The organism is Streptomyces sp. NPDC000348 (assembly GCF_042898795.1).
Lineage (GTDB): Bacteria > Actinomycetota > Actinomycetes > Streptomycetales > Streptomycetaceae > Streptomyces.
On sequence record NZ_JBIAZD010000035.1, the window covers coordinates 1 to 23,454 of the forward strand.

The following is a 23,454-nucleotide window of genomic DNA, read 5'->3' on the forward strand; positions in this document are numbered from 1 at the left end:
GGGTTCGCATTTTTCCACACACCCCCGGCCCTCCGGGGCGCGTGGGTGGGGGCGCGTCACTTGCCAAAAAAAAAATGGCCCAATCTATAAGCCAGTTTGTTGGTGGGGCCCCCACCCCCCCGCTCTGCCCCCCCCACACAACCAAGGCGGTGAGTGCGGCAGGCGGCGGTCAGCTCAGATCTCTGCTCTCCAGCCGATCAGCGAGCTGTTTCGTCATGCGGTTGCCCGGAGTTCACGTGCTGGCATGCCACCGCGCGGTCAGGCGGGGGGCGTGGCCGGAAGGCCGGTTCCGGTCCTGGGCGGGGGTCGTCCTGGGCGGGGGCCGTCCGGTGGTCAGCCGGAGGGCTCCCACGGGGTCGGTGCTTCCGGCTGCTCCTGCGGAGGGGACACGACGGGGCACGCGTGGTCCGACTGCGTCATCGCCCATCCGTCCCCGAACACATGGAGGCTGTTGGGCGCGGCGGAACGGCGCGCGGTGTCGCCGTCGGCTTCCGCGTCGGCGCGGGGGACGGCGGTGGGGACCGGCGAAGCCGCGTGGTTCACCGTGCACGTCAGCTGGAGCATGGCCCGACGGCTCAGCGGACTCGTCTCACCGGGGAGTTTGACGAAGAGGATGCCGCCGTCGATCGCCACCCGCGGCGCGTCCGTCAGGCGGGGCAGCTCCGTGGTGGCCGTCGCGGCCTCGTTCGCGGCCGGCCCCTCGAACAGCAGGCGTACGACGGCCTCGAAGTCCCCGGCGTCGTCGATCCGGCGGGGATAGGGCATCAACTCCCCGTCACGCAGGAAGAAGAGGGAGATGGTGGCGGGCGTCGCGGGTGGTGTCGCACCGTGGGAGACCATGCCGCTCGCCGGCGCGCCGGCCTCGATGACACCGGACGGGGGGACTCCGCACGCCGTGAGCGCGACCGCGGTCACGGCCGTGAGCCCGGACAGCAGCGCTGCCGTCCGCGGGCCCCTCACCGGGTGCCCCCGTCGGCCTCGGTGCCGGTGTCGTCGCGGTGCAGCGGGAGTTCGACCGTGAACACCGCGCCGCCCCGGGGCAGGTTCGCCGCCCGGATGCGCCCCCCGTGCAGGCGCACGTTCTCCGCCGTGATGGCCAGACCCAGCCCGCTGCTCTCGCTCCTGGCCCGTGAGGTGCTCGCCTTGTAGAACCGCTCGAAGATGTGCGGCAGGGCCTCCTCGGCGATCCCCGGTCCGTTGTCGGTCACCTCGATGACGGCCCACGCCATGCCCGCCCCGTCCACCCGTACCCCCATGGTCAGCCGCACGGGCGGCGCTCCGTGCCGCAGCGCGTTGCCGATCAGATTGGCCGTCACCACGTCGAGTCTGCGCGGATCGACGCGCGCGCGGAGCTCACCCGGTCCGGGCAGCCGGGTCTCCACCTGATCCTGCCGCCACCGGGAGGCGACGGTGCGCCGTACGGACTCGGCCAGGTCGATCTCGTCCCGGTTGAGTTCGGCCGCCCCCGCGTCGAAACGGGAGATCTCCATCAGGTCGCTCACCAATCCGCTCAGCCGGTTCGTTCCCTCGCTGATGAGCCGCAGCGCCTCACCGGTCTCCCCTTCCCCCTCCAGGTCCAGCACGTCGGTGACCGCCGACATCGCCGCCAGCGGCGTGCGCAGCTCGTGGGAGACGTCCGCCACGAAGCGGCGCCCCTGGGCCTCCAGGCGGCGCAGCTCCCGTACGGTCCGCTCCAGTTCGGCCGCCGTCTCGTTGAAGGACTGGGAGAGATCGGCCAGTTCGTCGGAGCCGGTGACGTCCAGCCGGACGTCGAGATGCCCCGCGGCCATCCGGCGTGTCGCCCGGCGCAGCGCCCGTACGGGACGCAGTACGCCGCTCGCGGCGAGCAGCGCCAGGACGACGGCGAGGCACAGGGCCACCAGGGTGGCCCGCTCGATGCCGTGGACCATGGCCTCGACGTACCCCTCTTCGGTGGTCTGCGGGACCTCCAGGTACATCACGAGCCCGGAGAGCCTGGTCTCCAGGCCCTCGCCCCAGGTGTACGTGACGGGCATGCCGACGACGAGCCGAGGGCGCCCGTCGACGTTCATCCGCTGGAACACCGCGGCACGTCGGTCCCGGACGGACCGGAGCATTTCGGGGCTCAGCCCGACGAAACCGGCGCTCGGCGCGTAGGCGCGGTGGCCGCCGTACGCGGCCATGACCCGCCAGCCCGACGAACGGTTCGCGTGCAGCACCTGGTCCACCGCGTACTGGAGGTCCGCCTGGTCCGGGGCGATGGGGATGGCGGGCGCGACGCCGTCGACGCTCGTACGGAACTGGTTGATGACGGAGTCCTGGCTCTGCTGGAGGACCCCCGTGCGCGCCTCGCGGAAGGCGAGGGCCCCGGTGCCCAGGGAGCTGGCCATGGCCACCAGGACGAAGGACGTCAGCAGGCGGGGGCGCAGACCGCGCAGGGGGAGCGGGACGCGTGCCAGGGCCGCCCGGAGGAACCGCCGGGGGCCGGCACCCGGTACGACGGCGGGGGGCTCTTCAGCCGTGGGGACCTCGGGTGCGGTTCTCCGCTCCCCGGCGGTCTTCCGCGCCCGTACGGTCCTCCGTGTCCGCGCGGACGTCCGGTCGCTCATGAGGTGCCGAAGCGGTAACCGAATCCGCGTACGGTCTGCACGTAACGGGGATTCCTGCCCTCGCCGAGCTTGTTGCGCAGTCGCTTCACACAGGCGTCCACGAGCCGTATGTCGCCGTGGTAGCTGTGTTCCCAGACCGCTTCCAGCAGCTGCTGGCGGCTGAACACCTGGCCGGGCGAGGCCGACAGGGTCAGCAGCAGCCGCAGTTCGGAGGGGGCGAGGGGGACGGGTTCGCCGCGGTGCGTCACCACGAGCCCGGCGCGGTCGACGACCAGCTCGCCGTGCGTCTCCGCCCGGGGACGGGTGCCGTCCGGCAGCGACGCGTCCTGTCTGCGCAGTACGGCCCGTATCCGTGCGTCGAGCACCCGGGCCTGCACGGGCTTCACCACGTAGTCGTCCGCACCGGTCTCCAGTCCCACGACCACGTCGACGTCGTCTCCCCGGGCCGTCACCATGATGATCGGCACCTGGTCGCGGTCCCTGATCCGGCGGCACACGTCCAGGCCGGACATGCCGGGCAGCATGAGATCGAGCACGACGACGTCCGGCCGGAAGGGGAGGAGCTGTTCCAGCCCTTCCTCCCCCGTTTCCACGGCGAAGACCTCATGCCCCTGATGCCGCAGACCCAGTTGGACGGCCCTGCGGACATCTAAGTCGTCTTCGACGATCAGGACCCGTGGCATTCCGGCAGTGTAAGCAGACCGGACGAGATGACCGTCCCGAGGAAGGCCCCTCTCCGACCGCCGTTACACAACGATCACACGGGCCGGGGAACGCGGGCGTCGTTATCTTTCCGTGACAGCGCCGGCTCATGGGGATCATCTGGGATCACCAGATTGAGCTGCCATGTATTCGGCACGAGAGCGGCAATCCGCACCCGCCACCGGCAGCACCGCGGCCGGTCACCGCGCCGGTCGCCGACGCCGGTCCGCCCATCGCCGGGGACGGCCGCGCCGCCGGGGCCGGAGCCTGCTGATCGGCCTGCTGGTGGCCGCCGGCCTGCTGGGTTCGGCGGCGTACCTCCTGGGAGGCGGGCGGAGCGACGCGTCGAGCGGTGCGCCGCACCCGCGGAGCACGCACGTCACCCCCACTCCCACACCGTCCCCCTCCGCCTCCCCTTCCTCCTCCCCCTCTCCCTCCGCGAGCCGGACCGAGATCGACGTCCCCCCGACGGGCAGCGGTACGTTCGTCACCGCGCAGGCCGGTGGGGAGACGGTGGGCAGCGGTTCCCGCCCGGTGCGCTACGTCGTGGAGGTCGAGACCGGCCTCGACATCTCGCCGTCCCAGGCGGCGAACGAGATCGCCGAGATACTCGCCGCCCCGCGGGGCTGGACCCACGACCCGGACAACGCGTTCCAGCTGGTGGGCGCGGGATCGCCGCACGACATCACGATAAAGATCGCGACACCGGCGACGGCGGACGCCCTGTGCTGGGCGGGCATCCAGCAGGACACCGGAGGCGAGTACAACTGCGAGGTTCCCGGAGGGGTGGTGGTGAACCTCAAGCGCTGGGTCAAGGGCTCGCCCAACTTCGACGGGCCGATCCATGACTACCGGGCGCTGATCATCAACCACGAGGTGGGGCACTTCCTCGGTCACTCGCACGTGACCTGCGGGGGCGCCGGGCGACTGGCCCCCGTGATGATGCAGCAGATCAAGGGCCTGCACGGCTGCGTCGCCAACGCCTGGCCCTACGACGAGAACGGTGACTTCGTCACCGGGCCGCCCGTATGACCGGCGCCGGTACCGAGGCCGGCCGTCACGGCGGACGGCCGTTACAACTCGGTCATGTACCGGCCCCAGGGCCATGAACTGCCGACACCACTGTGAACTCCGCGTTCTCCTGCGTCCGCAGGCGGAATCCCCCTCCCCCCGATCGGATGGAAGTAGATGACTCGTTCCCGCACTGTCCGGAGACTGGCCGCCGCGGCGGCGGTCGGTCTGCTGCCGCTGCTGGCGGCTTGTGGCACTGACACCGACACCGGCTCGGAGTCCCACGCGTCGGACGGTGAGAAGACCACGGCCGGATCGTCGGGGCAGCTCGACATTCCCCCTGAACAACCGGGCCGAGAACAGCCACCAGCCCACCCGGCAACGAGAACGGGCGATGAAAGGCTTCCGCAGCGTGGGCGCCGCGCAGCGGTTCCTGGCCGCGTTCGGCGGCGTCTCACCCCACTTCCGGCCCCGCCGCCACCTCATGACCGGCACCCGACACCGCGCCGAGATGACCGCCCGCTTCGCTGTCCGGGAGCAGGCCACCGGCGTCACCAGCCGGCCTGCCGCGGCCCGAGCCCAGGGCCGGCACCCGGCCCCACCACACCTCGACACGCCGTCAGAAACCCACACACCCAACAACGTGACAACGCCCACCGGCGGCGCCCCCGACCAGGTCACCCGGTACGAGTACCTCGGCCCGGCCGCCTGGCACTACGACGATGACGACGGCCTGACCAAGGAGAAGTCCAAGACCTGGTCCCAGTGGCGCGGCTACGGGCACGTCCGCGTCAGGACCGGCGGCCAGGGCGGCGACACGGCCATGAAGACGCAGGCCGACACCTACTTCCTGCGCGGCATGGACGGCGACCGGCTGGCGCCCAGCGGCGGCACGAAGGACGTCACCGTCCCCCTTGGCGCGGGCGAGGACGATCCGATCACCGACCACGAGGCGTTCGCCGGCACCGCCTACAAGACGGTCACCTTCTCCGGCAACGGCGGCAAGATCCTCTCCAAGACGGCCAACCGGCTCTGGCGCCACGAGACAGCTCGCAAGACCCGCGACTGGGGAACCGTCACCGCCAACTTCACCGGCATCGGGCACACCAAGTCGTGGACGTCCCTGGACGACGGCGCGGGCGCGTCCTGGCGCACCACGGCCGGCTCGTCGTCGTACGACACCGTGGCCGGACGCGTCACCACGCTGGAGGATCTCGGCGACACCTCCACCGCGGCGGACGACCGCTGCACCCGCACGGTCTACGCCACCAACACCACTGCCGACATCCTCACCCTGCCCGCGCGCGTCGAGACGGTCGTCAAGGCCTGCGACGCCACCGTGGACCGCTCCAAGGACGTCATCTCCGACGTCCGCAACGCCTACGACGGCGGGGCCTACGGAGCGGCCCCCACGAAGGGCGACGTCACGGCCACGGCGCTGCTGAAGAAGCACGACGGCACCACGGCCACCCACCTGGAGTCCGGCGCCACCTTCGACTCCTACGGGCGCGTGCTCACCAGCACCGACCTGACGGCTACCGTCACCGTGACCGGCTCGGCCACCCCGGTGCGCACCGCCCGGACGGACGGCCGCACCACCACCACGGTCCGCACCCCGGCCGCCGGGTTCGTCACCAAGACCGTCGTGACCGGCCCGCCGGCCAAGCCCGGTGACGCCACCACGTCCCTGGTGAACACCACCACCCACGGCGCGCGCGACCTGCCGCTGACCCGGACGGACGCCAACGGCAAGGTCACCACCTTCGCCTACGACGCCCTCGGCCGCTCCTCCAAGGTGTGGCTCGCCGACCGGCTGACCACCCCGACTCCCACCTATGCCTTCGACTACCTGGTCGACGAGGGCCAGCCGGTGGCCGTGGCCACCACGGCGCTCGGCACCAACGGCAGCCAGGTCACGGCGTACAGCATCTACGACGGGTTCCTGCGTCAGCGGCAGACGCAGAAGCCAGGACCTGACGGCGGACGCCTGCTGTCCGACGTCTTCTACGACGAACGCGGGCTCCCGGCGAAAACGTTCGAGACCTACTACGCCACCGGCGCGCCCTCCCGCACCGTGTTCAAGCCCGACAACGCGCTGGCGGTCGAGACCCAGATCCGCACCACGCACGACGGCCTGGGCCGCCCCACGCTCACCGAGACGATCGCCGGTAACGGCGACGGCGGCACGGTGGTGAGCACCACCCGCACGATCCACGGCGGCGACCGCACCACGGTCATCCCCCCGGTGGGCGGCACCGCGACCACCACGGTCACCGACGCCCGCGGTCAGACCACGGAGCTGCGCCAGCACCACGCACGGGTCGCCGAGGCCTCGTACGACACCACCCGCTACGGCTACACGCCCCGCGGCGAGCTGAACAAGCTGACCGACCCGGCGGGCAACGTCTGGAGCTACACCTACGACCTGCTCGGCAACGTGACGTCGGCCGTCGACCCGGACAAGGGCAACAGCTCGACCGTCTACGACGACCGGGGTCAGGTCGTATCCGTCTCCGACGACTCCGACCTGTACTACCTCTACGACGGTCTCGGCCGCCGGACCGACCTGCGGGAGAACAGCGCCACCGGCCCGCTGCGCGCCAAGTGGGTCTACGACACGGTCAGCGGAGCCAAGGGCCACCTGGCCGAGTCCACCCGATACGTCGGGCGGCAACGCGTACACCAGCAAGGTCGTCGCCTATGACCGGCTCTACAGGATCCAGCGCTCGACGGTGACGATCCCCACGAGCGAGGGAGCGCTCGCCGGCACCTACCTCACCTCCACCGCGTACAACGTGGATGGCTCCGTGCGCACGACCGGCTTCCCCGCCGCCGGCCTGCCCGCCCACACGGTCGCGCACACCTACGAGGAGGGCACACAGCGCCTGGCCACCTCGCGGGTGGACCGGCAGGACGTGCCGGGCGTCGACCGGCACCACACCTACGGCTACGACCAGGCCGGCAACGTCCTGTCCGTGCCGGACGTCTCCCGTTCCGGCACCGACACGCAGTGCTTCGCCTACGACCACCTGCGCCGCATGAAGACGGCCTGGACCCAGGCCACGGCCACCTGCGCCGCGGCCCCGAGCGCCCAGACGGTCGGCGGTCCCGCCCCGTACTGGCACTCCTACACCTACGACAAGGTGGGCAACCGGGAGACGGAGACCCTGCACGACCTCTCCGGCGACCTGGTAAAGAACACCGTCCGCACCTGTGACTACCCCGACCCGGGCACGCCGCGTCCGCATGCCCTGTCCTCCGTGACCCAGACCGGGCCCGGCGGCACCGCACGCGACTCCTACGGCTACGACGCGGTCGGCAACACCGACACCCGCACGCTCGCCGGCACCACTCAGGACCTTGACTGGGATGCCGAAGGCCGTCTGGTAAAGGTGACCAAGCCGGTCGAGGGCAAGCCCGACGACGTCACCGAGTACGTCTACGACGCCTCCGGCAACCGGCTCATCGCCCGCACCGGTCTGCTCGGCAAGGGCGCCAAGGTCGTTTTCAGGGGCTTCAAGGCGGCCTTCAAGAAGGGCGACTCCGTCCCCATCGAGTGTCTGGTGGGAGGCGGCCGGCACAGCTCCACCCCCGGCACGCTCGTCCTCATGGCCGACGGCTCCACCAAGCCGATCGAGGACGTCCGGATCGGCGACGAGATCGTGGTCACCGACCCGGAGACCGGCCGCACGACCATCCGGAAGATCGTCGCCACCATCGACACCGAGGACGACAAGCACTTCGTCGATCTCCCGGTCTCCCGCAAGGGTGCCCGCGCGGCGGAGTCGCTGACCACCACGACGACGCACCCGTTCTGGTCCCCCTCCGAGGGCGCCTGGCTGTACGCCGGCGAACTCGGGCCGGGCATGACGCTGCGCACGGCCGACGGCGGCACGGCCGGGGTGACGAAGACCCACGAGTACCGCAGGCTCCAGCGCACGCACGACCTCACCGTCGACGGCATCCATACCTACTATGTGCTGGCAGGCGAGACGCCGGTACTCGTGCACAACGCGGGTGGATTCCTCACGCGTGGGTCGAAGGATTTGCTGAGTTTCGGAAGCAACTACACCGGGCGGGTCGACAGGTTCGACATCGGCGGTACGTCGGACCTTGAAATCCACGTGTACCACCGCGGAAAGGAAATCGGGATTTTCGGCAGTGACGGATGGTTCTCAGAGCACGGAAAGAGCGCCGACGTCGTCGTTCCGAACGATGTCTACAACAACCTGAAAGGTTTGGCCGTGGGCGAGCTACGAAGGGACGGACGCATCGGGCCCAAGGGCACGGAGAACATCAAGGGCGACGGCTGGAAGCGTCCGCGCATCACCGGTGGTTGCTGATGCAGTACGTTCGAGTGGAGCCGCTTGCGGACCGGTACGGTTACCACCTGGACCCGCAGGCGTACCTTGAGGTCCTGCCGCGGCTCGCCAGGGAGCTTCCCGCCGGGGCGGCCGCGTTCGCCACGGATTCAGGTCATTACGACTTCCGGGACTCCCGGTGCGTCAAGGATTTGGAACTGGGCAGGGCGACTCTCGCCGACGACCAGGGGGAGATTTCCCTAGAGCTGCTGCTGACTCCGAACGAGTGGAAGCACGAGAGCGGTCTGCGCATCCGGTATGCGCAGGTCCAGTCCTTCCGCGTGGACGCCGCGGAATCGGACGGCACCCTGCCGAGACTGGGTGACCTGCAACTGGACGAAGTGCTTCCGCACCCGTCGGGCATGACCCATGAGATCGCGTTCACGTCCGGCTCGATCTTCGTCGTAGCCGCGGATTTCGTGGCGGCGTGGGAGTGACGGCTGCTTCCTGACGGACGAGGAACCCCGGAGGAGCCGGCTCCTCCGGGGTTCCCGAACGGTCACCTCACGTCGGCCGGGGAGACGGCCATCCATCTACCGGTAGTTCGTTAAATCCGGTGGTGCGGGTTGACGACAGGCCGGGTTGGCCGTAGGTCGGTGGTAGGAGTCAACTGCCTGGCTGAGGACCGAAGATGACCGCTCGCCGCCCGTGTCCGCCCGCGCCGGAGCCGTTGGAGGACTACGCGGCCCGGTTCGACGACCTCCTCTTCAGCCTGGCCCAGCGGCGAGGGTTTCGCGAGTACCTGACCGGGCTGCTGGCGCCGCGGGAGCGGAGCAAGACGATCACCTGCCTGGCAGGGGCGGAACCGGTGGCCGGTGCGGGGACGCCAGGGGTACAGCCGCTGCAGTTCTTCCTGTCCGAGTCGCCCTGGGGGGGCCGAGCGGATCAACGACCGGCGGCTTGAGCTGCTACACGAGCAGTCGGCGACCGCCCTGCACGACGACGGGGTCATTGTGATCGACGACTCCGGGGACCGCAAGGACGGCACAGCCACCGCACCCGTGGGCCGGCAGTGGCTGGGCCGTTAAGAGGTCCTGACAAAGGCGTTGGACGTGGCGGTGGGTGATGAGGCAGGTGGCGAGGCCGAGGAAGGCTTCGTGGATGTCGTCTCGCCGTTCCCAGCGGATGCGCAGGCGGCGGAGGCCGTGCAGCCAGGAGATGGTGCGTTCGACGACCCAGCGGAAGATGCCCAGGCCGGAGCCGTGTGGCTGGCCGCGTTCCGCGATCACGGGCCGGATACCGCGCTGCCGCAGCAGCCGCCGGTACTTGTCGTGGTCGTAGCCGCGGTCGGCGAAGAGCATGTCGGGGCGTCTGCGTGGTCTGCCGACGACGCCGGCGACCGGTGGGATCTTGTCCAGCAGGGGGATCAGTTGGGTGACGTCACCTGCGGTTGCCGCCGGTCAGCGACACTGCGAGCGGGATGCCCTGCCCGTCGGTGAGGACGTGGTGCCTGCTGCCCAGCCGTGCACGGTCGACCGGGCTGGGACCGCTTTCGGGCCCCGCCGGGCCGCCCGCACGTGGGAGGAATCGATCACCGCCCGCGACCAGTCCAGCTGCTTCGCCGACCGCAGCTTCCTCAGCAGCACCAGGTGCAATTTCTCCCACACCCCGGCCTCGTTCCAGGCCGCCAGGCACCGCCGGCAGGTCATCCCCGAGCCGAAGCCCAACTCCTGCGGCAGGTACTCCCACTGGATCCCGGTGTGCAGCACGAACAGGATCCCGCACAACGCCTGCCGGTCCGGCACCCGTGGCCGGCCCGCCACCAGCTTCGGCCCCGGCTCGGACAGCAACGGCTCGATGAGCGACCACAGTTCGTCCGACACGATCCACGGCCGCGACTGACGCTTCCCCACACCCCGACCAACGAGCGGACAGGCCGATGATTACTTGATCAACAACTTCTGTTAGGGCCTCTAAGGCCGGGGCGGGAGCGGTCAGGGGGAGCAGGGCCGGGGCGGAGACCGCCGCGGAGCGCGTCAGGGTTTTGTGATCACGCTCAAGAGATAGCGGCCCCGGGCGGCCGACCGGCCGGATGCCGCCCGGGTTCACCCGCGTGGAGGAAGCAGCGCAGGCCATTTTCTCAAGCTGCGGTATGGAGGCGCCACGCCCGCCGGCAAGCCGGGGCAACAGGCCTTCTCTCCCGCGTCTCTGTATACGCGCCATGTCCGGGACCTTCTGCTGCTCGCCTCTCGCAGTGCCGGTGTGTCCGTCCCGGTATCCGTTCACGTGGTTTGGCCGGCCACGTTCGCTCAGGCCGCCAGAGGTATCTCGGCCCAGATCGTCTTGCCCTGCGCGGCGCGGCGGGTGCCCCAGTGCCAGGCGAACTGGGCGACGAGGAGCAGTCCGCGTCCGCCTTCGTCGAAGGTGCGGGCGCGGCGCAGGTGAGGGGAGGTGCTGCTGGCGTCGGAGACCTCACAGATGAGGCTGCCGTCGTGGATCAGCCGCAGCTGGATGGGGGGCCGACCGTAGCGGACGGCGTTGGTGACCAGTTCGCTGACCACCAGCTCGGTGACGAAGGCGGACTCGTCCAGCCCCCAGGCTGTCAGCTGGTCGGTGACCTGTTTGCGCGCCTGGGCGACGACGACGGGGTCCGAGGGCAGGCTCCAGGTGGCTACCTGGCCGGCTCCCAGGGCACGGGTGCGGGCGATGAGCAGGGCGATGTCGTCGTCGGGAGGGGTGGGCAGCAGCGTTGCGAGCACGTCGTCGCAGAGCGTGTCCAGCGCCTGTGCGGGCCGGGTGAGGGTCCGGCGCAGCGCACCGAGCCTCTCGTCGATCTCATGGCCGCGGGCTTCTATCAGACCGTCGGTGTACAGGGCGAGGAGGCTGCCCTCGGGCAGTTCGACCTCGCACGCCTCGAAGGGCAGGCCTCCCAGACCGAGCGGTGGGCTCGCGGGAAGGTCGAGGAAGGCCGCTTCGCCGTCCGGGGTCACCACGACGGGCGGCGGGTGGCCGGCGCGGGCCAGGGAGCAGCGGCGGGAGACGGGATCGTAGACCGCGTAGAGACAGGTGGCGCCGATGTCCCCGGCGATGTCGGCGTCGGCCGCGGCCTCGCAGGACAGGCGGATGACGACGTCGTCGAGGTGGGTGAGCAGCTCGTCGGGCGGCAGGTCGATGTCGGCCAGGGTCCGCACGGCCGTACGCAGCCGCCCCATGGTGGCGGAGGCCTGGACCCCGTGGCCGACGACGTCACCGACCACCAGGGCGACCCGGGCGCCGGAGAGCGGGATGACGTCGAACCAGTCACCGCCCACGCCGGCCCGGCCTCCGGCGGGCAGGTAGCGGGAGGCGGCCTCGACCGCCGGCTGGCGGGCCAGTGTCATGGGCAGCAGACTGCGCTGCAGGGTCACGGCCGTGAGGCGCTCACGGGTGTAGCGACGGGCGTTGTCGATGCACACCGCGGCCCTGGCCGTGATCTCCTCGGCCAGCAGGACGTCGTCCTGTGCGAACGCCTCCGGGTGTTGGGCGCGGCCCAGGAAGACCGAGCCGAGCGTGACCCCACGAGCGCGCATCGGCACCACCATCACCGAGTGCGCCCCGGACCGGAGGAGCCGGGTGGCCCGCTCGGGGTCCTGGGCCGCCCATCGGGCCATGGAGGAGTCGTTCACCTCGTACACAGCGGAACGGCCGGTGGCCAGGCACTCGGCCGTGGGTGCGGACGCCGGGTACTCCACCTTGTTCCCCAGCCGGAGCATGATGCCGAGGAGGGCATCGGTGGCTGCCTGCCGTGCGGTCCGGCGCATGGTGATCGGGCCGCGCGGCGGGCCGTCGGGCGGCTCCTCGCCGCGGTGGATGAACTCCAGCAGATCGACGGACGCGTAGTCCGCGAGCCGGGGGACTATCACGTCGGCCAGTTCCTGCGCGGTACGAGTGATGTCCAGGGTGCTGCCGATGCGGTTGCCGGCCTCATTGACCAGCAGCAGCCGCTGGCGGGCCAGGTACTGCTCGGTGATGTCGAGAAGCGCGACGGACGACCCCTGCACTTGGCCGAGATGGTTCTTCAACGGAGAGAGGAACACGGACCAGACCCGTCCCCGTGACCCGCTGGGCGCCCGGAGGTGCCGGACCACGTGCACGGGTTCCCCGGTGCGCACCACCTGGTCCTGGAGCTCTGTGAACTCGTCGTACGCCGGACTGGGCAGGAAGTCCCTGAGGCGGCGCCCTCGTATCTCCTCCTCGGACAGGCCCACTATCTGGGCTATCACGTCGTTGGCCCCCACTGCCCGGTTGTCCCGGTCGTAGAACGCCACGGCGACCGGGAGCTGGGACAGGGTGAGCTCCCTCAACAGGATGCCCCTGTCCCCGGACAGGCTCGGACCGTCCGGAACCGAGGCCGTGAGGACCCACTGGGGCCGCCCGTCCCCGTCCGGGCACGGACAGGCCCGAACCACCGCATCCACCGTCCGGCCGTCCCGGTGCCGAGCCTGGACGACGCCGTACCACGGCGCCTGCTCCGCCACACGGCGCAGGGCCGACGGAGGAAGGTGTGAGACGAGCAGATCGGCCGCAGGACGTGAGACGACCTCCCCGGGTACGTAACCGAGCAGGTTCCGGGCTTCCTCGCTCCACCCCGTGATCACCCCTCGCTCGTCAACGATGGCGACGGCGGTGGCCAAGGTCATGGTGCACGGCTCGGGCGTGCCGTCGGGCCGGCTCTCAGTACCATTGTCCTGTAGTGCCATTTTTACCCATTTCATCCCAGTACAGGAATATTTTATCGTCCGGGCCCTCCGGTCGTCGGCGGTCCCGCAGCGACCCGCACCGGCTCCGTTCCCGTACCGCAAATCCCGGCCCTGACTCCCCGCACCGGCCCATCCGGTCCCGGCAGGGCACGCGCCGCCCGGATGAACGAACCCAACCGACCTCCTCCGGCCCCGGACCGGGGCCCTGTTCTGACAACGTTCCCACCTCTCTCATGCCTGGCAAACGCTGAAGCGAGTCTTTGCGCTCCCTCCGCCGGGCATCCCCGTCTGCTCGAGGCTGCACACCGCCAACCTGCCGGGCCGAGAACTGATCATGAAACCGTGGGACCACGTCCGGTTTGACTCCAGTGGGCAGAACACCAGTGCCCGTAGGACCGCCAAGCAGTTCCTCGACGGCCGTCGGGACCATCTCTCCCGACGGGGCCTCCCCCTGAGTGGTGGACACGCTGATACTGGATCTGCTTGATCCGGAGGAAGCGGGAAGACCGCCGATGGCGTTGAAGGGCTACTCGGGCGAGTTCAAGGCCGATGCGGTGGCCCTGTACGAGTCCACACCCGGGGCGACGTACTAGAGCATCGCCGCTGACCTGGGCGTTAACCGGGCCACCCTGCGCGAGTGGGTGCTGCGGGACCGCGAACGCCGCGGTGTCAGCGCCGCCCCGGCGCCGGCCGGGCAGACGTCGGCGCGGACCGGGACACCGGCGTCGTCGGCCGATCCGGACGAGCGGGTCCGGCAGCTCGAGGCCCGGGTGGCCGAGCCCGAGGCAAGTGAGCGGAAGCCGGCGACCGAGCGGGACATACTTCGCAAGGCGGCCAAGTATTTCGCCGGGAGACGAGCTGGTGAGGAGCCGCTTCCAGTTCGTCGACGATCACCGGGACGCCTACGAGGTGAACCGTTCGAGCTACTACAAGTGGCTCGTCGGTGCTGAGGCCCGGGCCGTCCGGCGGCGCGAGGACCGGCTCCTGGCCGAGAAGATCCGCCAGGTCCACGGCGAGTCCGGTGGCGCCTACGGCTCGCCGCGGGTGACCGCCGAACTCCGCGTGACGGGTCTGCGGGTAAACGAAAAACGCGTCGCCCGGGTGATGCGGGCCTTCTCCATCACCGGCATCCGTCTGCGCAGACGCGTCCGCACCACCGTCCCCGACCCGGCGACCACACAGGTTCCGGACCTGTTCCAGCGGGACTTCACCGTCGCCGAGCCGGGCCGGAAATACATGGGCGACATCACCTACCTCCCCTCGGGAACGGCGGGTTCCTCTATTTCGAAGGCGGAAGAGTCACACTCATCACCGATCAGAGCGGCCACTGTTTCCCCTGGCTTGAGGACAACGCAGATCATTTCCTGCAGTCGGGCGTGGACGCATCCCGAAACGCGGGCATGAACCTGCCTGGCGAGGCCATCAGGCCATTTGGATGGTGATCATCCATGAACAATCTGATGATCGACTGTCGTGTGCTGGTCAGGCTCGACTCCGCAGAGCTCTCACAGGAGCTGCGGAGCAGCGCACCCCCGAAATTCTTAGGTCAGTGGATTTTCGCCCTCCTTGACATCGCTTGCACAGACTGCTATCCCGTCAATCAAGAGCCTGGCATCAACCTCACGGTGCGTCTCCAGTTCGCGTCGGAGCTACTGAAATTCGTGGAACAGGAACTGGATGCCATTGATCCGCTGATTGTCACGCGCGCGTACATCAAGATCGCACGCAAGGGGGTTGAGGGCAACGCCGGCATAATTCCACCCTCCTTGAAGGTCGATGCCGTGAGAGTACGCACACTGCAATGCTTTCGCCTTACCCCTGCGGAGGCTCTGGAGGTGGCCGGTGCGCAACGCAGTTGCTATCAGGGTGCGCTGGCCGCCGGTCTGGAAGGAGGAGAATTCGATCACGCAGTCCGCGTAGAGGGATATTCGGACCTTCAGCCAATGCTCGTTCTGCTACCGGAAGCCCGCTGGTTTCAAAAAAGGTCAGCGCCCCAGGTATCGCAGGAGAGTTGAGAGAATGGCTTGACGTCTATTCTGATCTCACGCTTGGAAGCGTCGTGGAGGAGTTGCTTGGCATACGTCTGAGGAGACGGCAAGGCGACGGCTGAAGAGTTCCTGGATGGGTCTCAGTTGTTTTTACCGAACCCGGAGCGGTTCACATTGTCCAGGGCTTCGCCGACGGTGCCGATCGAGGCGATCTACCAGGCGCTCTACGTCGAGGGACGTGGTGCGCTGAAACGCGAGCTGGTGTCCTGCCTGCGCACCGGACGGGCGCTGCGTGTTCCCCGGGCACGCAGCCGGCAGAAGGCGTGGGCCCACGCCACCGACAAGGTCCTCCTCGGCGAGCGTCCCGCCGAGGTTGAGGACCGCGCCGTTCCCGGGCACTGGGAGGGCGACCTCATCATCGGGCTGAAACGCTCGGCGATCGGGACTCTCGTCGAGCGCACCACCAGGTTCACCATGCTGGTCCACCTGCCGCGTGAGGAGGGCTACGGTGTGGTCCCGCGCACGAAGAACGGACCCGCTCTGGCCGGATACGGCGCCATCACGATGAAGAACGCTCTGGCCAGGACGATGACCACACTGCCTGAGCAACTCCGGCGGTCTCTCACCTGGAACCGCGGCAAGGAGCCGCGCCGTCTGTTGCGTCTTCAGCGTGTGGCACGGTCGGCTGTTTCTCGGGTGATGTCGGCGTAGAGGCGGAAGAGGGCCGGGCGGGCCTCGCCGTGGTCGCGTTCGTGCAGGGCTGCCCAGCACCGGGCGATGAGCTTCCGGGCCTGGGTGCCGGGCCAGGGCCGGGGCAGGAGCTGAGGCGGCAGCAGCGGGTCGGGCTCCATGGCGCGGGTGAGTTCGGCGGCCAGCTCGACGGCGATGGTGAGAAGTGCGGCCGGGGAGAGTTCGACGGGGCCGGTGAGCCGGGTGAGGCGGGGCTGGGTGATGCGGCTGAGGCGGTGGTAGCGGTCGGCGATCTCCTGCAGAGGCCACAGACGACGGGCGAGTTCGGCAGGCTCCCGGGTGTCGCCCCTGCGCAGGTCCGTCGTGGTGAGGAGGGTGAGCGCGCCGTGGGCGCCGATGAGGTGGGCCGCTTCTTCGACGTACGGTTCCCATGGGTTGGCGCAGACGTACAGTCCGCCCTGGAGCGGGGCGCCGCCGAGGTGGAGGAGCGTCTTGCGCAGGGCGTCCCGGGAGGTGCGCGCCGATTCGGGCACCGCGAAGGCGGCCAGGTGCCAGACACCGTCCCAGGGCGCGAGCCCGGCGTCCTGTTGGAATGCGTGCCGCAGGAAGTCCGCGTTGGGGGCGAGGGCACGCATGGTGTCCGTGGTCGCGTGCAGCTCCGCCTTGCGGCCCCGGCCTTCGTGGGTGAATCGGCCTTCGGTCACGAGGCGTTTGACGCACAGCCGTACCTGCTGGTCGCTCATGCCCAGGGTGTTGGCGACGGTGTACAGCTCGTCCGCGCCGACGGTGCCGTCCTCGCGGATCAGCGCGTGGACGAGCATGCGGGTGGGAACCTCGACGTGGTCGGTGCCGGCGCTCACAGCTCCCTCACCCCTCCTGTTCCGACCGGGCGGTGCATGGTGGTCACCGCGCCGAAGCCGAGCAGCCCGCGCAGGTAGGGCGTGTGCTCGGTCCGTACGGCCGTGAAGCCGCGCCGCTCGTACAGGGCCCGGGCGCGCGGGTTGGTGTCGATCACGTCCAGTCTGATCTCCCGGCAGTCCTGCTCCGCCGCGACGGCGGCCACTTCCTCGATGAGCAGGCTTCCGACGCCGCGGCCGCGCATGTCCGGGTCCACGGCGATGCCGTCCATGACGAGCTGTCCGGGGGCCGGGTGACGTTCGAACAGGGCGAGGAGCAGGAGTCGGTGCAGTCCTCGCAGGTGCCCGTAAGCGCGCAGCACGGCGCAGGCCGATCCTCCGGTGAGGGCTCGCCCGCCGTGGTGGTAGCCGGCGAGGCCGACGAGCTGCCCGTCGAGGAGTGCGCAGACCGCTCGGTCGGTGTTCAGGTGGGCGGCGATGAAGGGCACCGCCTTGTCCGCCGGGTTCAGGGCGGGACCGAGTTTGCGGCCGAAGGCGTCCCAGTACAGCTCGGCCACCCGCCGTTCGGCTCCAGCCGGAACGCCCCGCCGCACCGTCACCGGTCCGGCCCCGGGGCCTGTCGTGTCCAGTCCCATGCCGTGCCTCCTCTCTTCCTGAAACCGAGACTTAAAACTATCAGATGCTCAACGGTCGTCCCTGTGATGATAGTTTCGGTGTCTGCTGCACACCCGAACAGAGGCGGTCCTCCCATGTGTCCGAAGACCCAGCCCCGACGGCGCGGGCTCCGCATCGCCGTGTGGTCACTCGTCATGGTCCTGGTCGTGGCCGCCGGCCTCGTCGGTGTGGTGCTGTGGCAGAACTCCTACGACATGGACGAGCAGCGGGTCACGATCCGCCACGGCGGCCACACCCTCAACGGCGTACTGGCCGTCCCCAGGGACGGCCGCAAGCACCACGGCCTGGTCGTGTACGTCCACGGCGACGGCCCCGTCGACGCCACCCACGACGACGGTTACCAGCCCATGTGGGAGGCGAACGCCAAGGCCGGGTACGCCTCCCTGTCCTGGGACAAGCCCGGCGTCGCGGGCGCGCCCGGAAACTGGCTCGACCAGTCCATGAACGACCGGGCCGACGAGGCGGCCGCCGCCATCGCCTGGGCCCGCGCCCGCCCGGACATCGACGGCGACCGGATCGGACTCTGGGGCGCCAGCCAGGCGGGCTGGGTCCTGCCGAAGATCGCCGCCAAGACGCCCGTGAGCTTCGTCATCGCCGTCTCGCCCGCGATCAACTGGCTCCAGCAGGGCCGCTACAACCTCCTCGCCGAGCTGCGCGCCGACGGTGCATCAGCAGCCCGCACCAAGGCGGAGGTCGCCAAGAGCGACACCACCCGCCGGCTGCTGGGACGCCACGCGACCTTCGAGGAGTACGTCAGGGCGATGGGCGGCGACGCGGACGGCATGACCGCCGACCGCTGGGGCTTCGTCTCCAAGAACTACACCGCGGACGCCACGCGAGACCTCCGCGCCCTGCGCGGCGTACCGGTGCTGCTGACCCTCGCGGGCCATGACATCAACGTGGACACCGCCGACACGGAGCGCACGTACCACAAGGTGCTGGACGCAGGGGGTGCATTGACGGTCAGGCGTTACCCGGACGCGACCCATTCACTGCTCAAGCAGTCCATTGAGCAGTCGGACCTCAAGATCACGCTCACCGCGCTCTTCTCCCCCCGCTCGCTCTTCGCGGACGGATTCCTGGACGATCAGAGACAGTTCCTCAAGGAACTCAGCCGAGGCGGTCACGCCACTTCATGACCCTCCCGCAAGCCCGGCCATGGCGCATGGCGCACGCTTACGTGTACCGCTCGGTGCACTTTGAAGTAAACGCCGACATCTGTCGACGTACTCCTGTGTCTGCTCCACCGAGTACGGAGATATCTGCACCAGTGTGAGGGCGGGACGGTCGGCGTCATCTCGTGGGCATGGCGGGGGCGGGGAGGTGAACCTCCAGCACGACTGCGGTGCCGGCCACGGCCCGGTCCTCGTGCATGTTGATCTGCTGGCCGGTTTGGACGTGCGTCCAGTGAGTGGGAGTGAGGGGAACGAGGCGGACAGTAGCCCGGCCGCCGGGCTCCAGAAAGGGCATGTCCTCGACCCAGAGCCCTGCGATGCTCACCGCAACACCCCCGGTCGGCGAGAGGTCCCCGATGTCCCACATGGGGCGCAGAACACCGTGACCGGAGATTGATGTCCTGCATCGGGCCTCCGAGGGTGGACGAAGCGTCAGATCCGCCCGGATCATTCCGTTTCGGATCTCGGAACACCGCCAGTGGCACCAAGCCACGCTCCGCTCAAGGCCGAGTTGCTCAGCCGCCTCGGCAAGCTGCTCCCAGAACGTCAAGGGGAGCGGTTGCCCGTCTCCGAGTTCCTCCAGCAGGTTCAGCGCGATCTGCCATTCGTCGTGGGCGAGATAGTTCCAGACGTCTTGCATCGAGATGTCATTCTCGGTAGCGACCTCTTCCGGGACGAGGAGGGAAGCCGATTCGAGCAGCTCAGTGACATCCATGCGGTCATTGTCGACCAGGTCGTCAGGCTGCGTCGTCCCGCTCTCGTTCGATGGCGGCGAGGCGGTTCTTGAGCCGGTAACTGGGACCGTTGATGGAGATCACTCCGCAGTGGTGGAGGAGACGGTCAAGGATGGCGGTGGCCAGCACCTCGTCGCCGAACACCTGCCCCCATTCACTGAAGGTCTTGTTCGAGGTCAGGATGATCGAGCCCTTTTCGTAGCGCTTGGAGATGACTTGGAAGACCAGGTTGGCTTCTGCGCGGGCGAGGGGCTGGTAGCCGACTTCGTCCAGAACGAGGACCGCTGGCCGCAAGTACGTGCCGAGCTTGTTGGTCAGGCGTCCCGCCGCTTCGGCGGCGGTGAGGTTGCGGACCATGTCGTCGAGGCTGGTGAAGGAGATCGAGTAGTCGGCCCGGCAGGCTGCGACCGCGAGGGCGACGGCGATATGTGTCTTGCCCACCCCGGGCGGCCCAAGGAGGGCGGCTTTGGCCTTGGCCTCGACGAACGAGAGGGTGGCGAGGTCTTTGACCTTCCGGGGGTCAAGCTCGGGCTAAAGGGTGTTGCACAAGACTGCGAACTGGGCATCTCCCTTTTATAGCTGGGGTGTTGAGGGCCGAGCGGGTGTGGGTGGAGACGTTCACGGGGCTGCGGGTGACGCAGTTTTCGCGGTTGCTCAAGGCAGTGCGGGAGCGGGGGCGGCAACGGCACGATGCAGGGCCGGCCATGGAGCCTGCCGCTGGCCGAGCGGGTGCTGCTGGTCGCGGTCTACCACCGGACGAACCTGACCATGCGGCAACTGGGACCGCTGTTCGGAGTGTCCTCGTCCACCGTGTGCCGGGTGATCCAACGTCTCGGGCCGCTGCTGGCCATCGAGCCCGTCTCGCGTCCGGCCGACGCCGCGGACCGGTTGTGGATCGTGGACGGCACTCTGGTCCCGGTCCGCGACCGCAAGGTCGGCGCGTCCAGCCACAACTACCGCTTCTCCGTGAACGTGCAGGTCATCGTAGATGCCGGCACCCGTCTCGTGATCGCAGCGGCCCGGCCGGCACCGGGCACCACCGCGGACGCCCATGCCTGGCGCGCTTCCGGCCTCGCCGAGCACTGCCATGACGTGACCGTCCTGGGCGATGGCGCCTACCTCAACTGCGGGATGGTCGTGCCGCACCGCAAACGCCCTCGCCGGCCCCTACTGGCCGGTGAAGAAGCGGACAATGCCACCCACCGCAAGGTGCGTGCCCGAGTGGAGCATGTGATCGGCCGCATGAAGAACTGCAAGATCCTCCGCGACTGCCGACAGCACGGCGACGGCCTCCACCACGCCGTCCAAGCCGTCGCCCACATGCACAACCTCGCACTCACATCATGACCAGAAGACTATGATCAGGGTCCTGACCTGCCCAAACGCAGCCTTGTGCAACACCCTTTAGGGAAGCTGACGCTGCTCATGGGGAATTACGTGGAGTTCCACATAGGTGCCGCTGCTCGGTTCAACAGGACGGCGGGGCCGGCGAGCCCTCAGACGTCTTTCCTATGGCTGCGGTGCGGAGTGGGCGGCTTCGGGAAAGCCCAGTTCGTCCAGCAGCGCGTCGAACAGCTCCTCCACGAAGGTCTCCCGTACGCGCAGCAGTTCCTCGATCCGGGACTGCTGCGCCGCGACCTGGACGCCGGCTGCTGAAGCCCATGCGAGAGCGCCTTCGGCGTCGGTCGGCACCTCCGCGTCGAGCTCTGCACGTTTGCGCCCGATGGCCTGTTCGAATTCCGGGGTGCCCATCCACAGGCTCAGGTCGTCCACGTCCTCGGGTTCTTCGACGAGGAGAGCCGCGGCGTTGTCCAGGTTGAGCCATGCCTGCCAGCGGTGTCCGTTGGTGTCCAGGCCGGTCACGAGGGCGATGCTGCTGTCGGAGACGTCGGCGACGCAGGCCGGCGCACCGGTCCACTCGACCAAGGCGAACAGGTACTGGCCCGCCCAGAGGCCTTGCTCCAACTGCAGGGTCTGCCAGCCGCCCGGCCGCGGCTGCCACTCCTGCGCGTCATCCCCCAGCCCTGGACCGGTGCTGCCGAACAGGGGTGCTTCCAGCAGTGGGCGCTTGCTACGCGCAAAGACCAGATGACCGGAAAAACCCATGGGACCTCCTCGTCGAATACCGGCGCACCCTACGAGCTGTCACTGACACCACCGGCAGGAAACGGCGTCTCACCTTGTCTTTTAACCTCGGCTGTGTCCCTACCGCGCGGAGTGGGAGAGTTGCTGGCGCACCCATGCGGGATCGGGATTGGTGTGCGGCTCACCCGCCACGAAGACGGTCGGCACCGTCTCGTTGCCGTCGTTGGCTGCCCTCACCGCTGCGGCTCCAGCGGGGTCGCGCCAGATGTTGACCCAGTGCACCTGGCGGGCGCTGCGGCCCAACCGGATGCGCAGCCGTATGCAGTACTTGCAGCCGGGGCGCCAGAAGACGACCGGTCGGCCGTCGACCGCGCTGCGGTGTTGTGCCTCCAGCGCGCTGATCGACCTCGGGAAGATGAGAGGCGAGTTCACGCCTGCGAGCAGCACAAAGACCAGCAGGAGGGCGGCGGCTGCACCGGAGGTCCCGCTGATGATCCGCCCAGTTGCAAGGACTGCGCCGCAGAGCACCAGCAGCATCGGCAGGATCCATGTGCGCATCATGAGGATGAAGGCTATCGATGAGTCGAAATGGCCCTCGAACTGGGCCGCTTACCTGGGCGTTCGCCGGACGTGGGGGTGACCGCCGTGGGTTTTGGAACCTCCGCCCGCACCTGCGCAGTCCGGCCCGCGCGCCGAAACCCTCAACTCCCGGACTTGAAGAGCGTTTTGTCCCGTCGAGGCTGTTTGGTTCGAGGTTCAGGTGTCGCGCCAGTTCGGGGTGGATTCGCGGGTGAGTCGTCGGCTTATGAGGTCGATCATCGCGACGTGGACTATGGCTTCGGAGCGGTGGGAGTGGGTCTCGTAGTCGCGGGCGAGACGGCGGTGGTGCATCAGCCAGCCGAAGGTCCGTTCGACCACCCAACGTCGGGGGATCACCTTGAACCCTTTGACGTCGGGGTCGCGTTGGACGACTTCGACGTCGATTCCGAGGCGGGCGCCGTGCTCGACGACGGCGTTCTTGAAGCCGGTGTCGACCCAGCTCTTGGAGAGGGTGGGGTACGTCTCCTTCGCCTGGTCGAGGAGGCGGATTCCCAGGGCGTTCTCCGGCAGGCCGGCGGCGGTGACGGTCACGGCGGGGATGAGGCCGATCGTGGCGGTGAGGATGCCGCGCTTCCGGCCGACGATCTTCTTCGCTGCGTCCGTTCCCGGGCTGGTCACGGGCACGTTGGTGGAAGTCCTCACGCTCCGGATGTCGATCACGGAGGCGATCGGCTCGGGCTTGCGCCCTTCCTTTGCGCGGGCCAGTCAGGTCAGGTCGTAATTGAGCTGGGCGAAGATTCCTTCATCGCGCCAGGCCGCGTAGTAGGCATGGGCAGTGGCGTGGTTCGGGAAGTCATATGGAAGGTATTTCCAGGGGATTCCCGTGCGGTTCACGTAGAGGATCGCGTTGAAGGCGTCGCGTAAATCGACTTTGGTCGGCTGTCCGGTTGGTCTGCGGTCGAGCCGGGCCTTTCTCCAGGCCGTCAACGTCGGCTCGATCAGGGCCCATCGGGCGTCGGACAGGTCGCTGGGGTACGGCTTGCGCTCGCTCACGACGTAGCGCGACCATGGGTGAGGCGGAGGGCTCGGTTCCGCTGTTCATTGGGCGATTCCGCAGCAACTTCAAACCAGACGGACTTCCAGGTGTAGAAGCGAACGAGACGGATGACCAAGCGTCCACCGTGAAGAGCGTCATTCGCCTCCTATGGAGTGAAGGCCCTCAAAGCAGGTCAGGGGTGAGAGCCGCATATAGGGCTTGACCTGCATAAACGCCCTCTTAGCCTCGATCTTGCGTGACGGTCCGCCGACGGAGTCGGTGGACCGTTTTCGTGTTCTGGGCTGAGGTTGGGCAGGGCGAGGGCCCGAGTGT

General features: G+C 68.8%; 17 protein-coding genes and 6 pseudogenes. 11 read left to right on the top strand and 12 right to left on the bottom strand.

Annotation, left to right across the window (positions count from 1 at the left end):
* Positions 1-333: 333 nt before the first annotated feature.
* The 3 genes from ACFY3N_RS35410 to ACFY3N_RS35420 are packed head-to-tail and all read right to left on the bottom strand — an operon-like array spanning position 334 to position 3,271.
* Positions 334-960 carry a hypothetical protein gene (locus ACFY3N_RS35410; protein WP_390820896.1) on the bottom strand — a complete coding sequence of 209 codons (627 nt, stop codon included), beginning with the start codon at positions 958-960 and terminating at the stop codon, positions 334-336.
* Entirely contained in the window at positions 957-2,588 is a 1,632-nt protein-coding gene (locus ACFY3N_RS35415; RefSeq protein WP_390820897.1) for a sensor histidine kinase, read from the bottom strand. Before ACFY3N_RS35415 ends, ACFY3N_RS35410 begins: the two co-directional genes overlap by 4 nt.
* Positions 2,585-3,271 carry a response regulator transcription factor gene (locus tag ACFY3N_RS35420; RefSeq protein WP_109542459.1) on the bottom strand — a complete coding sequence of 229 codons (687 nt, stop codon included), beginning with the start codon at positions 3,269-3,271 and terminating at the stop codon, positions 2,585-2,587. Before ACFY3N_RS35420 ends, ACFY3N_RS35415 begins: the two co-directional genes overlap by 4 nt.
* A 163-nt stretch (positions 3,272-3,434) precedes the next feature.
* Here ACFY3N_RS35420 and ACFY3N_RS35425 point away from each other — a divergent pair, with 163 nt between their 5' ends.
* The 5 genes and pseudogenes from ACFY3N_RS35425 to ACFY3N_RS35445 all read left to right on the top strand — a co-directional run bounded on the left by ACFY3N_RS35425 (position 3,435) and on the right by ACFY3N_RS35445 (position 9,099).
* Positions 3,435-4,322, top strand: coding sequence for a DUF3152 domain-containing protein (locus tag ACFY3N_RS35425; protein WP_390820898.1), 888 nt, complete (start codon positions 3,435-3,437; stop codon positions 4,320-4,322).
* 319 nt (positions 4,323-4,641) lie between these two features.
* Positions 4,642-4,741, top strand: a pseudogene (locus tag ACFY3N_RS35430) (IS6 family transposase); the annotation flags it as partial.
* Between the two features lie 419 nt (positions 4,742-5,160).
* A complete protein-coding gene (locus ACFY3N_RS35435) occupies positions 5,161-7,005 on the top strand; it encodes an RHS repeat domain-containing protein (RefSeq protein ID WP_390820910.1) in 1,845 nt (614 codons plus the stop codon).
* A gap of 28 nt (positions 7,006-7,033) precedes the next feature.
* Positions 7,034-8,644, top strand: coding sequence for a polymorphic toxin-type HINT domain-containing protein (locus ACFY3N_RS35440; protein ID WP_390820899.1), 1,611 nt, complete (start codon positions 7,034-7,036; stop codon positions 8,642-8,644).
* The gene (locus ACFY3N_RS35445; RefSeq protein ID WP_390820900.1) at positions 8,644-9,099 is read left to right on the top strand and encodes a hypothetical protein; all 456 of its coding nucleotides are present in this window, start codon (positions 8,644-8,646) and stop codon (positions 9,097-9,099) included. Before ACFY3N_RS35440 ends, ACFY3N_RS35445 begins: the two co-directional genes overlap by 1 nt.
* 609 nt (positions 9,100-9,708) lie before the next feature.
* Here the strand turns inward: ACFY3N_RS35445 and ACFY3N_RS35450 are convergent.
* A pseudogene (locus tag ACFY3N_RS35450) lies at positions 9,709-10,488 on the bottom strand (IS5 family transposase); the annotation flags it as partial.
* A 423-nt stretch (positions 10,489-10,911) separates the two neighbouring features.
* The gene (locus tag ACFY3N_RS35455; RefSeq protein WP_390820901.1) at positions 10,912-13,281 is read right to left on the bottom strand and encodes a SpoIIE family protein phosphatase; all 2,370 of its coding nucleotides are present in this window, start codon (positions 13,279-13,281) and stop codon (positions 10,912-10,914) included.
* A gap of 518 nt (positions 13,282-13,799) precedes the next feature.
* Here ACFY3N_RS35455 and ACFY3N_RS35460 point away from each other — a divergent pair.
* The 4 genes and pseudogenes from ACFY3N_RS35460 to ACFY3N_RS35475 all read left to right on the top strand — a co-directional run.
* Positions 13,800-13,934 (top strand): hypothetical protein, encoded by a 135-nt coding sequence (locus tag ACFY3N_RS35460; protein ID WP_390820902.1) that lies wholly within the window; start codon positions 13,800-13,802, stop codon positions 13,932-13,934.
* 268 nt (positions 13,935-14,202) lie between these two features.
* Positions 14,203-14,745, top strand: a complete 543-nt coding sequence (locus tag ACFY3N_RS35465; RefSeq protein WP_390820903.1) for an IS3 family transposase — start codon at positions 14,203-14,205, stop codon at positions 14,743-14,745.
* 44 nt (positions 14,746-14,789) lie between these two features.
* The gene (locus tag ACFY3N_RS35470; protein ID WP_390820904.1) at positions 14,790-15,356 is read left to right on the top strand and encodes a hypothetical protein; all 567 of its coding nucleotides are present in this window, start codon (positions 14,790-14,792) and stop codon (positions 15,354-15,356) included.
* 177 nt (positions 15,357-15,533) lie between these two features.
* Positions 15,534-15,974: pseudogene (locus ACFY3N_RS35475) on the top strand (transposase); the annotation flags it as partial.
* A 20-nt stretch (positions 15,975-15,994) separates the two neighbouring features.
* Here the strand turns inward: ACFY3N_RS35475 and ACFY3N_RS35480 are convergent.
* Complete coding sequence (locus ACFY3N_RS35480) at positions 15,995-16,840, bottom strand: PaaX family transcriptional regulator C-terminal domain-containing protein (protein WP_390820911.1); 846 nt, start codon at positions 16,838-16,840, stop codon at positions 15,995-15,997.
* A gap of 35 nt (positions 16,841-16,875) precedes the next feature.
* Positions 16,876-17,511: a GNAT family N-acetyltransferase gene (locus ACFY3N_RS35485; protein WP_390820905.1), complete on the bottom strand. Its 636-nt coding sequence runs from the start codon at positions 17,509-17,511 to the stop codon at positions 16,876-16,878.
* 114 nt (positions 17,512-17,625) lie between these two features.
* Here ACFY3N_RS35485 and ACFY3N_RS35490 point away from each other — a divergent pair, with 114 nt between their 5' ends.
* The gene (locus ACFY3N_RS35490) at positions 17,626-18,690 is read left to right on the top strand and encodes an alpha/beta hydrolase family protein (RefSeq protein WP_390820906.1); all 1,065 of its coding nucleotides are present in this window, start codon (positions 17,626-17,628) and stop codon (positions 18,688-18,690) included.
* 154 nt (positions 18,691-18,844) lie between these two features.
* Here the strand turns inward: ACFY3N_RS35490 and ACFY3N_RS35495 are convergent, their stop codons facing one another.
* Positions 18,845-19,441: a hypothetical protein gene (locus ACFY3N_RS35495; protein WP_390820907.1), complete on the bottom strand. Its 597-nt coding sequence runs from the start codon at positions 19,439-19,441 to the stop codon at positions 18,845-18,847.
* 22 nt (positions 19,442-19,463) lie between these two features.
* Positions 19,464-19,988, bottom strand: a pseudogene (gene istB, locus ACFY3N_RS35500) (IS21-like element helper ATPase IstB); the annotation flags it as partial.
* A 47-nt stretch (positions 19,989-20,035) separates the two neighbouring features.
* Between istB and ACFY3N_RS35505 the strand changes: the two are divergent.
* A pseudogene (locus ACFY3N_RS35505) lies at positions 20,036-20,807 on the top strand (transposase family protein).
* 162 nt (positions 20,808-20,969) lie between these two features.
* Here ACFY3N_RS35505 and ACFY3N_RS35510 read toward each other — a convergent pair.
* The 3 genes and pseudogenes from ACFY3N_RS35510 to ACFY3N_RS35520 all read right to left on the bottom strand — a co-directional run bounded on the left by ACFY3N_RS35510 (position 20,970) and on the right by ACFY3N_RS35520 (position 23,138).
* Positions 20,970-21,566: a hypothetical protein gene (locus ACFY3N_RS35510; RefSeq protein WP_390820908.1), complete on the bottom strand. Its 597-nt coding sequence runs from the start codon at positions 21,564-21,566 to the stop codon at positions 20,970-20,972.
* Positions 21,567-21,665: 99 nt separating this feature from the next.
* Positions 21,666-22,106 carry a glutaredoxin domain-containing protein gene (locus ACFY3N_RS35515; RefSeq protein WP_390820909.1) on the bottom strand — a complete coding sequence of 147 codons (441 nt, stop codon included), beginning with the start codon at positions 22,104-22,106 and terminating at the stop codon, positions 21,666-21,668.
* A gap of 195 nt (positions 22,107-22,301) precedes the next feature.
* A pseudogene (locus tag ACFY3N_RS35520) lies at positions 22,302-23,138 on the bottom strand (IS5 family transposase).
* Positions 23,139-23,454: the final 316 nt, after the last annotated feature.